Annotated in this window: 15 protein-coding genes and 1 riboswitch; of the genes, 10 read left to right on the top strand and 5 right to left on the bottom strand. The window is 68.8% G+C overall.

Going from position 1 to position 12,819, the window contains the following annotated elements; all coding sequences use genetic code 11:
- Positions 1 to 58 precede the first annotated feature (58 nt).
- Positions 59 to 589 (top strand): acyltransferase, encoded by a 531-nt coding sequence (locus ACV22W_RS00005; RefSeq protein WP_448017164.1) that lies wholly within the window; start codon positions 59 to 61, stop codon positions 587 to 589.
- Between the two features lie 231 nt (positions 590 to 820).
- Entirely contained in the window at positions 821 to 1,069 is a 249-nt protein-coding gene (locus ACV22W_RS00010; protein ID WP_448017165.1) for a hypothetical protein, read from the top strand.
- A gap of 23 nt (positions 1,070 to 1,092) precedes the next feature.
- Here the strand turns inward: ACV22W_RS00010 and ACV22W_RS00015 are convergent, their stop codons facing one another.
- A complete protein-coding gene (locus tag ACV22W_RS00015; protein WP_448017166.1) occupies positions 1,093 to 2,256 on the bottom strand; it encodes an MFS transporter in 1,164 nt (387 codons plus the stop codon).
- 343 nt (positions 2,257 to 2,599) lie between these two features.
- On the opposite strand from ACV22W_RS00015, the gene ACV22W_RS00020 reads away from it, so the two are divergent.
- The 3 genes from ACV22W_RS00020 to ACV22W_RS00030 are packed head-to-tail and all read left to right on the top strand — an operon-like array spanning position 2,600 to position 4,419.
- Complete coding sequence (locus tag ACV22W_RS00020) at positions 2,600 to 3,244, top strand: DUF1326 domain-containing protein (protein ID WP_059700548.1); 645 nt, start codon at positions 2,600 to 2,602, stop codon at positions 3,242 to 3,244.
- A complete protein-coding gene (locus ACV22W_RS00025) occupies positions 3,241 to 4,032 on the top strand; it encodes a DUF2182 domain-containing protein (RefSeq protein ID WP_448017167.1) in 792 nt (263 codons plus the stop codon). The genes ACV22W_RS00020 and ACV22W_RS00025 overlap by 4 nt, the downstream gene beginning before the upstream one ends.
- Before the next feature lie 39 nt (positions 4,033 to 4,071).
- Positions 4,072 to 4,419: a copper-binding protein gene (locus ACV22W_RS00030; RefSeq protein ID WP_448017168.1), complete on the top strand. Its 348-nt coding sequence runs from the start codon at positions 4,072 to 4,074 to the stop codon at positions 4,417 to 4,419.
- A 12-nt stretch (positions 4,420 to 4,431) separates the two neighbouring features.
- On the opposite strand, the gene ACV22W_RS00035 is transcribed toward ACV22W_RS00030, so the two are convergent.
- Both ACV22W_RS00035 and ACV22W_RS00040 read right to left on the bottom strand, forming a co-directional pair.
- Positions 4,432 to 4,842 carry a VOC family protein gene (locus tag ACV22W_RS00035; RefSeq protein WP_448017169.1) on the bottom strand — a complete coding sequence of 137 codons (411 nt, stop codon included), beginning with the start codon at positions 4,840 to 4,842 and terminating at the stop codon, positions 4,432 to 4,434.
- A gap of 63 nt (positions 4,843 to 4,905) precedes the next feature.
- On the bottom strand, positions 4,906 to 5,367 hold the full coding sequence (locus ACV22W_RS00040; protein WP_301844978.1) for an Lrp/AsnC family transcriptional regulator: 462 nt from the start codon (positions 5,365 to 5,367) through the stop codon (positions 4,906 to 4,908).
- Positions 5,368 to 5,481: 114 nt separating this feature from the next.
- Between ACV22W_RS00040 and ACV22W_RS00045 the strand changes: the two genes are divergently transcribed.
- The gene (locus ACV22W_RS00045) at positions 5,482 to 6,120 is read left to right on the top strand and encodes a LysE/ArgO family amino acid transporter (RefSeq protein ID WP_448017170.1); all 639 of its coding nucleotides are present in this window, start codon (positions 5,482 to 5,484) and stop codon (positions 6,118 to 6,120) included.
- A 34-nt stretch (positions 6,121 to 6,154) separates the two neighbouring features.
- Here the strand turns inward: ACV22W_RS00045 and ACV22W_RS00050 are convergent, their stop codons facing one another.
- Entirely contained in the window at positions 6,155 to 8,083 is a 1,929-nt protein-coding gene (locus ACV22W_RS00050) for a TonB-dependent receptor domain-containing protein (protein ID WP_448017171.1), read from the bottom strand.
- 315 nt (positions 8,084 to 8,398) lie between these two features.
- Positions 8,399 to 8,591, bottom strand: a riboswitch (cobalamin riboswitch).
- Between the two features lie 109 nt (positions 8,592 to 8,700).
- Positions 8,701 to 9,717, bottom strand: coding sequence for a helix-turn-helix domain-containing protein (locus ACV22W_RS00055; RefSeq protein WP_448017172.1), 1,017 nt, complete (start codon positions 9,715 to 9,717; stop codon positions 8,701 to 8,703).
- Positions 9,718 to 9,886: 169 nt separating this feature from the next.
- Here ACV22W_RS00055 and ACV22W_RS00060 point away from each other — a divergent pair, with 169 nt between their 5' ends.
- From ACV22W_RS00060 to ACV22W_RS00075, 4 genes are read left to right on the top strand one after another with little or no spacing between them, the layout of a single operon-like run.
- Entirely contained in the window at positions 9,887 to 10,231 is a 345-nt protein-coding gene (locus tag ACV22W_RS00060) for a hypothetical protein (RefSeq protein ID WP_059450365.1), read from the top strand.
- Positions 10,221 to 10,853 carry a Dabb family protein gene (locus ACV22W_RS00065; RefSeq protein WP_448017173.1) on the top strand — a complete coding sequence of 211 codons (633 nt, stop codon included), beginning with the start codon at positions 10,221 to 10,223 and terminating at the stop codon, positions 10,851 to 10,853. The genes ACV22W_RS00060 and ACV22W_RS00065 overlap by 11 nt, the downstream gene beginning before the upstream one ends.
- Positions 10,854 to 10,907: 54 nt before the next feature.
- Complete coding sequence (locus tag ACV22W_RS00070; protein ID WP_448017174.1) at positions 10,908 to 11,900, top strand: NADP-dependent oxidoreductase; 993 nt, start codon at positions 10,908 to 10,910, stop codon at positions 11,898 to 11,900.
- A gap of 42 nt (positions 11,901 to 11,942) precedes the next feature.
- Entirely contained in the window at positions 11,943 to 12,818 is an 876-nt protein-coding gene (locus tag ACV22W_RS00075; protein ID WP_448017175.1) for an SDR family NAD(P)-dependent oxidoreductase, read from the top strand.
- Position 12,819: the final 1 nt, after the last annotated feature.

Consider the following 12,819-nt stretch of genomic DNA (forward strand, 5'->3'; position numbering starts at 1 on the left):
CGGCGTGGTCGGCGATCTGTTCACGCTCGTTCCCGAAGCGGCCGCGGCGCTCTGAGCGATGCCGCTATTCGAATTCAACGGCATGCGGCCTCGCGTCGATCCGTCCGCGTACGTTCATCCGAGCGCGGTCGTGATCGGCGACGTGACGATCGGCGCGGGCTGCTACATCGGCCCGCATGCCAGCCTGCGCGGCGACTTCGGCGCGATCGTCGTCGAGGACGGCAGCAACGTGCAGGACGGCTGCGTGCTGCACGTCGGCATCGGCGAGACGTGCCGGCTCGGCGTGAACAGCCACATCGGCCACGGCGCGATCGTGCACGGCGCGACGCTCGAGCCGGACACGATGATCGGGATGAACGCGGTCGTGATGGACGGCGCGACGATCGGCGCGACGACGATCGTCGCGGCCTGCGCGTTCGTGAAGGCCGGCTACGTCGTGCCGCGCGGCGTGCTGCTCGCCGGCGTGCCGGGGCGCGTGGTGCGGCGGTTGAGCACCGCGGAGATCGACGCGAAGGCGAACGGCACGCGGGTCTATCAGCAGCTCGCGGTGGATTCCCTGAGGACGCTCAGGCAGATCGACGGCGCATAAGCGATGCGCGTCATCGATCCGGCGGCGGATGCTCGTCGGCGAGAAAGCCGTCGTCGGGTGGCGTGAATACTGCGGCTCCGTGTACGGTGCGACGGCTTTTTCTCGGGGTTTGTGCGGATGGCGATTCGCCTTCGCGCATGCCGGTCGTGACGTTCGCGCGGGATCGATTGCCTGATCCGGCGTCGTTGTCTTAAGATCGGCGTCAGACCATCCCTCCGCCTCCGGCGCCGAATGAAAACGACCACACGCCTGCGCGTCGCCATCATCGCTTCGGCTTTCGCCGTCTATCACATATTCATGCACGTCCAGTGGGTCGCCAGCGGTTGCATCGCGTTCCTCGGCAGCCGGCATTGCAGCTTCGAGAACAGTGCGAATTTCGAAGGAATGATGGACCTCGACCTGCTGCTGACCTGCGCGTGGGTCGCGGGCGCGATGATGGGATGGTTCGCCGTCGCCCGCGCGCCGAGGAAACCCGGTTAGCCGAGCGAGCGCCACGCAGCCGCCTATTGCGTGCGCACCGGCGCCGGCCGATCGTGCAGGAACGCGAGCGACAGCGCCGCGAGACCGCAGCTCGCGATGAGCATCAGCAACGCGCCCTTGCCGGCGTGCACCATCACCCACCCGCCGACCGACGGAAAGCCGAACGTGCCGATGAAATACGACGCGACGAACCACGTCAGCACGCCGTGCCGTTGCGTATCCGCGCAATCGTTGAGCGCCTGCGCCTGGATGACCGGATACATCAGCCCGTAGCCGGCGCCGAGCAGCACGGCCGCGACGGCCTGTAGCGATGCATGCTGGGCGGCGCCGAACATGGCGAGCGCACCGAGCATCATCATTATGAGCAATCCCTTGGTCGCCGTTTCGGGGCGCGCCATCCTGACCCATTTCCCGAGCAGCCAGCGCGCACTCAGCACCGTCATCGTGTAAAGGCTGAAGAATGTGCCGGCGCGCGCCTGCGTGCCTTGCATGAACGACATCTGGAACGTCATCAGGCCGGAGAACACGCAGGTGCCGAGCGCGATCATCGCGATCGGCGCGGCCGCGCGCGTGCGCGAGATGGCCCGGAGTTCGCGCACCCATCGGCCACCGGATGCCGTGGCGGGCGGGTGCGGACACAGGCGACCGAACGCTTCGAACATCAGCGACGCGACCGCACACAGCGCGCCGACCGCATAAAGCGTGTCGTCGATCGACCAGTGGAGCATGCGCATCGCATACGAGGCGAACGCCGGGGACGCGCCGATCCCCGTCATCTGGAAAGTCGCCGAGCGGAAGAACCACACGTTCCGGGCGGCGCCGCTGGTCCGCTCGGCCAGCGACATCGGCGCGGCCAGGTGAAACGCGCCCCAGCCGAAGCCGACCAGGAAGCCGGACGGCAAATCGGCGGCCGGTGCGCGCCCGACGAGCGCGAAACCGGCGATACCGGCGCCGATGCACAGCGACGACAGCGCGGCGATCCGCGCGGCGCCGATCTGCCGCGAGAACCAGCCGACCACCGCCAGGCCGGCGAAGGTGCCGAGGGTCGCGGCGGCCAGTGCGGCTCCGGTATCGAGATCGCTGCCGCCGATCGCGCGAAAACGCATCGACAGCAGGAAGGTTGCGCCGTAGCCGCCCGCGGTGAGCAGGGTGCCGACGAGAAAGAGCAACGCAGTTTGAACGCGCATGACAGCCATCCGGGGCGGCAGAGACGGTCAGAAATCGTCGATTGCGAGACAGTATGGACCAGGACCGATGCGGGATGCCCGCATTTGCGATGACGTGATCGCGCCATCGGCTCTTGTCGGACGTGGCTCGAACATGGTCCACCGGACGCGCCGTCTCGGGCGGTGCGGCCTGCGCCCGGAGGCGCCGCACGACGACAACGCATTCGTCCGATCAGCGTCGTCGCACGACGCCGCCGGCGGCGCTTACCTCGCTCGTTCGCGTGTCTCGCGCGGCCTTTGCTTTCCCCTGTGCGCTGCACTAGATTCGAAACATTACGTGCCACCGAACGCGCGAGGTGAAGCCATGACGCCTTGGGAGATTCAGGGAACCGAACTAATGAACTGCAATTGCTCATACGGTTGCCCCTGCCAGTTCAATTCGTTGCCGACGCACGGCAACTGCGAAGCGATGGGTGCGATTTCGATCGAAAGCGGCCACTACGGCGACGTGGTGCTCGATGGCGTCCGGATCGCGGTCGTGTTCCAGTGGCCGGGGCCGATTCACGAAGGCCACGGCCGGTGCCAGCCGATCGTCGACGAGCGCGCGAGTCCGGCGCAGTGCGAGGCCGTACTGAAGATCATGACCGGTCAGGACACCGATCCGTTCGCGACGATGTTCTCCGTGTTCGCGTCGACGCTCGAGCACGCATACGATCCGATCTTCGCGAAGATCGATTTCGACGTCGATGTCGATGCGCGGCGCGGCCGGATCGGCGTCGAGGGCGTGTTCGACATCGTCGGCGAACCGATCCGCAATCCGGTGACGGGCGCCGAGCATCGCGTGCGGATCGACCTGCCGCACGGCTTCGAATACGAGCTGGCCGAGATCGGTTCGGGCACCGGCCGGTCGCGCGGGCACATCGAGCTGAATCTCGAGCGGAGCTACGCGCAGTTCGCGCGGCTGCACCTGAACAACCACGGGCTGATCCGGCATCGCGTCGCGGCATGATCCCCGTCGGCGATTTTCTCGGACGCGAGCGCGTCGTCACGCTGCTCGGCCTGACCGCGCTCGTCGGCGCGTGCTGGGTCTACCTGTGGACGGGCGCGGGCACCGGCATGTCGGCGCTGGACATGACGGCGGTGGCGTTGTTTCCGCATCGGCTGGCCGGCGACATGGGGGGCATGGATCCGTCGCTGGCGACCGTGGTCCTGATGTGGTGGGTGATGATGATCGCGATGATGACGCCCGGCGCGGCGCCGCTCGTGCTGTTGTACCGGCGCGTGCTGCGGCATCGCGGTGCGCAAGGCGCCGGGGCGGCCTTGACGTCGGCGTTCCTGCTGGCCGGCTACCTGACCGCGTGGTTGGCGTTCTCGGTCGCCGCCGCCGTGCTGCAGATGCTGCTGCAGCCTGCCGGCCTGATCTCCGGAATGATGCTGTGGTCGAAGAGCGCCGCGCTGTCCGCGATCGTCCTCGCGCTGGCCGGCGCCTATCAATTCTCGCCGCTGAAACAGGCGTGCCTGCGGCAATGCCGGTCGCCGGTCCGGCTTCTCACGACGTACTGGCGCCCGGGAGTCGCGGGCAGCTTCCTGCTCGGCGTGCGGCACGGTGCGTATTGCGTGGGCTGCTGCTGGCTGCTGATGGCGCTGCTGTTCGTCGGCGGCGTGATGAACGTCGTGTGGATCGTCGCGTTGTCGCTGTTCGTGCTCGTCGAAAAGGTGCTGCCGGGCGGCGAGCGGATGGGCCGCGCACTGGGCATCGTCCTGATCGCGTGGGCGGTCGCGACGTTGCTGGTGTAGCGGGCGCGTGCGTCTTTGGCTGAACAACGGAATGTCTCGATGCAAATCCGATGCCTCGCCATTACCGTCCTCGGTGCGATGGCCGTCGTCGCGACGCCGGTGCGTGCGGGCGGGAGCATGTCCGACATGAGCATGGGCGACATGAAGATGTCGGCGCCGGATTCGGCGTTGACCGATGCCGAAGTGGAGCGGATCGATGCCGCGCACGGCATGGTGACGCTGAAGCACGGTGCGCTCGAGAACGTCGGGATGGCGCCGATGACGATGGCGTTCAAGGCTGGCGACCCGGCGATGATCGAGTCGTTGCACGTGGGCGACAAGGTCAGGGTCCGGGTCGAGCGCGTGGCGGGCACGCTGACGATCGTGAAGCTCGTGCAACGGCAGTAGCGATCGCCGGTGCTAACCCGGTCCGTCGCCGGAGTCACCCTCGGCTTTAGAAAAATTCAACTCGACGCCATTGCCGGCCGGATCGGTGAAAAACAGCTGCAGCTGGCGCGTGAGCGGCACGTACGTGCGCGAGTACCGGACCTGCGCGTCGGCCAGGCGCCGCTCCATGTCGGCGGCGTTCTCGCATGAAAACGCCATATGGTCGAACGTGTTGACGACGTGCGCCGGCCGAACTTCGCCGGGCCGCGCTTCCGACAGGTGGAGGATCGCCTGCGCGCCCGCGTAGAGCCAGTAGCCGTTGCTCTGGAACGGCGGTCGATAGCCCGGCTGGAGGCCCACGACGGTCACGTAGAAATCGCGCAGCGTATCGAGCGTGGCGCGATCCGCGCGCAGGTTGTAATGATTGAGTCCGATGACTGGCATGGCAGGTTGTCCGGTTCGTGCAAGGTGCGCCACGCACAGCATCGCGCAACGCGGGGCGTCCTGTCACCCCCGAGTGCCTTTGACCGCCGCGGCCGGCCGCGCGAGCCCGCGCGCCGGCAGCGGCGTCGACATCACGATCGACGTGCGCGTTTCGCCGTACAGGTTGATGCGCTCGATCAGTTGCTCGAGGTGCGCCATGCTGACGGCGACGAACCGCATTACGTAGGAATCCGCGCCGGTCACGTGATGGCACTCGACCACTTCTGGAATCGTCTCCAGCAGCTTCAGGAATTTCGCCTTCGCCGGCTGCGGCACCGTGATGCCGATCAGCGCGCTCACCGGGTAGCCGGCCGCGGCCGGATTGACCCGCGCCGTGTAGCCGTCGATCACGCCGGCCGATTCGAGGCGCTTCACGCGTTCCGTCACCGCCGGCACCGACAGGTGAACCTGGCGCGCCAGCTCCGTGTAGCTGATGCGGCCGTTGGCCTGCAGCAGCGCGAGTATCTTCCAGTCGAGTTCGTCCATCGCGGCGGAGTTTTTAAGGTGAAGGCCTCATTTTTCCTTAAAAACCGTCTTCAGCGGCGACCGGACTTTCCCTACGATGCGGTTCATGTCATTGCATGTCGCGAGGAGCCGGCCATGCTGTTCATCAAGTCCGTCGTGATGGGGTTGTCGATCGCTGTGCCGGTCGGCCCGATCGGCATGCTCTGCATCCAGCGCAGCCTGAGCCGTGGCTTTCACGCCGGGTTCGCGACGGGCATCGGCGCCGCGTGCGCCGATGCGATCTACGGGCTGCTCGGCGCGCTGGGCGTCGCCGGCATCGTCACCGCGTTTCCGATGCTGACCGTCGCGCTGAAAATCGTCGGCGGCGCGTTCCTCGTGTGGCTGGCCTGGTCCATCGCGCGGCAGGCGCCGGCTGCGTCGGCGGCGGTGCAGGACGTGTCGCGCACGACCGTGCTGCGCGATTTCCTGACGACCTTCGGCCTCACGCTGTCGAACCCGATGACGATCCTGTCGTTCGTCGGGATCTTCGCGGCGCTCGGCCCGCTGGCGGGCACGCATGCAGGCACGATGGGGCCGACCGTGGCGTCGATGGTCGCGGGCGTGTTCCTCGGATCCGCGACGTGGTGGCTGTGCCTGAGCAGCGCGACCGCCGCGTTGCGAGCGAAGATGCCGCTGACGTTCATGCACGGGCTGTCGCGCGTGTCGGCCGTGGTGATCGCGGTGTTCGGCGCGACCCAGTTGATCGCGGGCATGCGCGGCGTCGTCTGGTCATGACGCGCGCTGCGGCACCGGCACACCGCGCGCGCGATCAGAACGTGTAGCTGACCTTGCCGAACGCGGTGCGGCCGAGCGTGTTGTAGCCGTACGCGGTCATGTACTGACGGTCGAACAGGTTCGACAGCGTCGCCGACACCGTCAGGTGCGAATTGATCCTGTACGACGCGCGCAGGTTCACGGTCAGGTACGACGGCAGATACGTCGTGTTGGCCGGGTCGTCGAACGTCGTGCCGCCGTAGTTCAGCGACGCACCCGTGCTCAGTGCGTGCAGGTTGAATTCGTCCCACGTATGGTCGACGTTGACGCTGACCGTCTGGCGCGGCCGGCGGTTGAGCCAGCTGTCGTTGGTTTCGTCATGGGGATTCAGGAAACCGACCGCGACGCTCACCGGCGTATAACGGCCGATCGTGCCCTTGTACGACAGGTCGATGCCGCGGATGTGCGAGCGACCGATGTTCATCGGCGAGCGCGTCGCGGGGTTGTAGGCGATCAGGTTGTTGATGCGCGTGTCGTAGATCGCGGCGCTGAACGTGCCGTACGCCGTGTTCGCATCGAGCGCGGCCTCGACCGAATCGCTGCGTTCCGGGTTCAGGTCCGGGTTGCCGTAGCCCGGGTAGTACAGGTCGTTGAACGAGGGCAGGCGGAACGCGTTGCCGTACGACACGCGCGCCGTATAGACCGGCGTGATGGCCCACGACAGCGCGGCGTTGCCGGTGTTCACGGCCTTCCCGGCGATGATCTCGTGCCGCCCCGCGACGAACATCGTCACGCTGCCGAGCGTCGCCGACTGATGCAGCGAGAACGCGGAGTCGTTGCGCGTGGGCACGCCGTCCGGCACGTCGACGGGCAGGAAGGCCTGTTCGCGCGTGAAGTCGTACGCGACCTTCGTCTCGCCCGACAGCGGCAGGCCGAACAGCCGGAAGCCGTGTTCCTGATGGGTCAGCGACGTCGACGAACTGATGCGCTGCGAGTTGATCTGGTCGGTCGGAATGGTCGGGTCGCTCGCGTACAGGAACTGGCGGTCGTTCGCATAACCGAACGACTGGTCGAACTGGGTGTCGGGCGTGATGTCGAGATGGAACGCGATGCCGGTCGTCAGCTGATGATCGAGCTCGCGATTCGCAAAGCCGGCGTTGTCATAGGACAGGTCGGAGCGGTGATACAGCGCGAACGTCGAGATCGACCAGTTGTCGCGCGCGTAGCCGAGTCGCGCATCGAGGTCCTGCGCGTGATACGGATTGCGGCCGTCCTCGTGCCCGTAGGCGAACGGTCGCGTCGCGTCGATGCCGGCCGTGTTGTAGCTGTGCAGGCCGAGCGTGTAGGTGAGGCCGCCGAGCGCGGCGAGCGACCCCGTCGACGGCACGGTGCCCGACGTGCGCACCTGCGTGTCGAAGGTCTTGTTCGAGCCGCCGCCGAACGACACGGTCGTCTGGTTCGGCTGGCCGGCGGCGCGGCGCGTGAACAGTTGCACGACGCCGCCCATCGCGTTCGCGCCGAACGATGCGGCGGCCGGCCCCGAGATCACCTCGACGCGTTCGAACGCGTCGGTCGGCAGGTCGGCCCACGGCGCGATGCCGGTCGTCGGCGAGCCGATCCGGATGCCGTCGATGAACACCGCGACCTGATTGGCGGACGAGCCGCGGATGCTCACGGACGCGGACGAGCCGGGGCCGCCGTTTTGCGAGACGGTCACGCCCGGCAGCGTCGCGAGCGCCTGCGTGATGCTCGGGTCGCTCGGCGACAGCCGATCGAGATCGGCGCGCGTGAGCACCTGCGTCGTCGCATAGCGCTGGTCGAACGATTCGGGCAGGTGCCGCGTGTCGGTCACGCTGATCGTCGGCAGGTCGGCGGCTGCGGCGGGTTGGGGCGGCTGCGGGAGGGCCGTGTCGCCGGCGGCATGGGCGATCGGGGCGAACAGCGCCGTGGCGGCGGACGTGGCGAGAAAGTGGCGAAGATTCATGAGGCAATGAGCGTGATCGTGTTGCAGGTACGGCGAGCGTAAGCGGGTGGCGGTGCGTACCGCCCGGGTTCGTATCGGTCTATCGCGAGACCGGACGGCTTGGGCGGTCGTCGCGCGGATCGAACGACACGGCACGGCACACGCGTGCGGACACGCCGCGCCCATGGCTGGCGCGACGGCACGACGCTTCCGGCGAGGAAGCGGAGGCGGAAAGACTGGACATCTGAAGGGTCCTGAGGTCGGGCCGTCCATGCAACGGGGCGACCGCCAAAGGCGGCGCCTGGCGCTCCGGGACACCCCGCCCGGCGCGGCTGCTTGGACCTCGGGTCGATGGCAGGTCTCCTGGCTCGCGGGTCGCTATTCGCACCGGCCTTCCCGGTTTCCCAGTGGCTTGGAGTAGTGCGGATTCGCCGCTCACAGTTGCGGGGGCAGCCGCAGATTCGAGGCGCTGCCTCTCCTGCGTTCCCTTTTGATCCCGTCTCCGGGAACCATCAGCGCGCAAGCGTAATGGCGAGCGCTCCGGCGCGTCAATCGGCGAAGCGCGCGGGGATGCGAAAAAACGTCAGTGATCGCCGGATTCTTTTCCAGATCCTCGCTTGCGAGACATGAGGACCCCTTTACATCTGATGAAAGGGCGCGTTGGCCGCGCGGCAATCGCGCCGGAAGCGGCTCGGCGCGACGCCCGTCCATCGCACGAACGCCCGCCGGAAAGCTTCTTCGCCCGCGAACCCGAGATGCGCGGCGATCCGCGCGACCGGCCAATCGGACTCGCGCAGGCAGCGCCGCGCGACGTCGGCGAGACACCGCTCGCGCAACGCGTGATAGCCGCTGCCTTCGGCGGCCAGCCGCCGCCGCAACGTCGCCTCGCTGACGCCGAGCCATGTCGCCAGCTCGGCAAGCGCGGGCAGCGCCTGCTCGCGCGCGAGCGCCGCGTCGAGAAAGCCGCGCACCTGCTGCGCCCATGACACGACGGCCGGCGCCGCATCGATCAGACGAAACGGGAAATCGACGAGGAACGCCGTCAGTTCACCCGGCTGGCGGATCACGCGGGCATCGAGCCGCGCAGCGTCGAATGCGAAGCCATAGGTTTTGCGGCCGACGTCAACCGGCGCGTTGAACAGCCCGAGCAGCGGCATCGCGTCGTCGCGGCGCGGATGGCCGAGCCAGACTTCGTCCGGTCGCAGCGGTTGCCCGATCAGCCAGCCGAACAACTGCAGATAGCAGAACAAGCCCGTCAGGTCGACGAGGCACGCGGCCGGGCTGCGCGTGCGGCGCAGCGAATCCATCCGGAACGTCGCGCGCCCGTCGCGCACCGCGAGCGACAGCGCGCCGGCGCGCGGCGTCAGCATCTCGCAGAATTCAGCCGCGCAGCGGATTGCGTCCGCGAGCGTCGCGCAACTGAGCAGGCAGCGGCACATCAGGTCGACTTCCTGCTTGCGCATCGGCGGATGGCCGTTGCCGCGCGCAACCTGCGCCTCGAGCCGCTCGATCGCGTCGCGGTACAGCGCGACGAAGCCGCCGGGCGTCGTCGGTCGTTCAGCCGGCGGTGCGCCGCTGCGCGTCAGCTCGTCCAGCAGGCGGGCGCCGAGGCCCGGCAACATGCGGCCGCGTGCCGGCATTGCGCGCTGTTTCATCTCTCTCCCGATCTGAGCGCTACGACAGGGGCCGGTGAGCGGGCCGGTAGGGGTTCGCCGGCCGTCGCCACGCAAGAATGGTATCGACGCCGGCCGCTTCCGGCCTCGCCGGAACGGCGTAGGCGACCGGCATCGCATTGCGCCACGAACTTCCCGAGACGACTCGCGAATGATCCAGATCGTAGACGAAATCACCCTCGCGCCCGAGCGCATTCCCGACGTGCTGGCGCTGCTGCGCGACCGTTATCTGCCGGGCCACGCGGCGCGCGGACTGACGGCGGCCGGCCGCTGGGTGTCGCCGCCCGTCGCGGTGCCGGGGCAGCCGAGCACGCTGTGGCTGACGTGGCAGGTTGCCGATGCTGCGGCGTACTACCGGATGCGCGCGCTGACCGACGGCGATGTGGTCGCGTTCTGGATGGCCGTCGACGCGCTGTGCGACGCGCGCCGCCGCCATGTGATGACGGACGCCGATGCGCCGCTGCCTGCACTGACGGAGGTCGACCATGCGGCATGACACGGCGCAGATATTCGCTTCGGCGACCGACGATGCCGGCGCGTTCGAACGTGCATTGCGCGGCGCCGCGCATGCGTTGCCCGGCGCGACCCGCGTGGCACTCGCGCGCAATCTGGACGGCTGCTGGAACGCGGGCGACTACACGCTCGACGTGCTGCGCGACGAACGGGCGGCCGACCACGCGCCGGACTTCACCGCGCTGGCCCGCATACCGGCCGTCGCGCGGATCGACGGCGCCGCATGCCTGGCGGTCGGCGGCGGCCTGCGCGAGCCGGCGCTGCGCGACGGCGTATGGCGCACGCTGATGCTGCGCGTGCGGCCGAAGGCCGACGAAGCACAGGTGCGCGACCTCGAGCGCGAACTGATGCGCATGCCCGCGTTCATGCCCGGCATCCGCAACTGGCGGCTGAGCCGGATCGTGACGCCGGGTGCGTGGACCCACGTCTGGCAACAGGAATTCGCGCACGTCGGCGATCTGCTCGGCGAATACCTGCTGCATCCGTATCACTGGGGCTGGGTCGACCGCCGCTTCGACGCCGAAAGCCCCGACTGGACGGTCGATGCGATCTCGCACGCGTTCTGCCCGCTCGCGTCGAGCCTGCTGGCCGACACGGCCGGGTGACGCGCGACGCACGCGAGCCGCCGCCATGCAAACGACAATCCTGGAGACACCACCATGCGAGCCTTGCTGATCGACCGCGTCGGTCATTCCGACGCACTGCGAATGGCCGACGTTCCCGCGCCGACACCGGGCCCCGGCGACGTGCTGATTCGCGTCGCGTACGCGGGCGTCAATCCCGCCGACTGGAAATGCCGCGAAGGCTATCTCGGCGCGTTCATGCAGATCACGTTTCCGTTCGTGATCGGCTTCGACGCGGCCGGTGTGGTCGAGGCGGTCGGCGAGGGCGTGGAAGGTTTCGCGCCCGGGATGCGCGTGTTCGCGCAGACCGACGCCGGCGCGGGGCGCTGGGGCGCGTATGCGGAATACGTCGCGGTGCGGCACGACTCGGTCGTGCGCCTGCCCGACGCGGTCGGCTTCGCGGAAGCGGCCGCCACGCCGACGCCCGCGCTGGCCGCGTGGGCCGGCCTGTTCGACGACGGCGCGCTGCGTGACGGGCAGAGCGTGCTCGTGCACGGCGGCGCGGGCGCGGTCGGCACGTTCGCGATCCAGCTTGCCGTGCAGGCGGGCGCGCGCGTCGCGGCGACGTGCTCGGCCCGCAATCGCGCGCGCGTCGAGGCGCTCGGCGCGGCGGCGAGCATCGACTATCGCGCGCAGGGCATCGCGGCGGCCGTTCGGGCGTGGTCGCCCGGCGGCGTCGATCTCGTGCTCGATGCGGTCGGCGGCGGCACGCTGCCCGATGCACTCGACCTGCTGGCACGAGGCGGCACGCTCGTGAACATCATGACGCTCGCGGCCGGCGAAGCGGAGCGGCTGGCCGCGACGGGCGCCGAAGCCGCGCGGCGCGGCCTGCGCACCGCGATGACGTACAGCCGGATGCCGAGCGGCGCCACGCTGGCGGCGATCGCGGAACGGCTCGACCGGGGCGTGCTGCGCGTGCCGCGCTTCGACAGTTTCCCGCTCGAACAGGCGGCGCGCGCGCTCGATCTCGTTCAAACGGGGGACGCGAAGACCAAGTTCGTGCTGCACGTTGCGGATATCGGGGGCTGACACGGAACGGTCCGCGCACGACACCCCTTTACCGGAGACATCATGACCGACACCCGAACCGCGACGCTCGCGGGCAAATGTGCGCTCGTGACCGGCGCGAGCCGTGGCATCGGCCGCGCGATCGCGCAGCGCCTCGCGTCGGAAGGCGCGACCGTCGTCGTGACGGCGCGCAGCCTCACGCAATCCGCGACGACCGCCGGCACGCTCGCCGAAACGGTCGAGTTGATCGAGCAGGCAGGCGGCCGCGCGATCGCGCTGGCGGCCGACCTGTCGAACCCGGCCGAGCGCGACGCGCTCGTCGAACGCGCGGCGCAGGCGGCCGGTGGCCTGGACATCCTCGTGAACAACGCGGGCGTGGCCGACTACGCGCGCGTCGACGCGATGCCGATGACGATGTTCGACACGACGATCGAGCACTATCTGCGCATCCCGTTCGCGCTAAGCCAGGCCGCGATTCCGCGCATGCGCGCGCGCGGCGCCGGCTGGATCGTAAACGTCGGCTCGGTCACGGCGCTCGCGCCGCCGCGGCCGTTCGACGATTTCTCGCGCGCGGGCGGCGCGACCGTCTATGCGGCGGTCAAGGCCGCGCTGTCGCGCTTCACGCAAGGGCTCGCGGCCGAGCTCGAAGCCGACGGCATCGCGGTGAACCTGGTCGCGCCGAGCACCGCGATCCGCACGCCGGGCGCGGCCCGCTACATCCCCGAAGGCTATCCGACCGAGGACGTCGCGTATCTCGCGGAAACCGCGCTCGCGCTGTGCAGCCTGCCGGCAAGCGAGCGCACGGGCCTCGTCGCGCACAGCCTGCATTTCCCGCTGTCGCAGGGGCTCGCGGTGCGCTCGCTCGACGGCCGCTCGCCGTTGCCGCCGCCCGTGATTCCTGCGTACGCGCATCCACGCATCGACCCGACAGGACTTTGAC

The organism is Burkholderia sp. AW49-1, from assembly GCF_053427845.1.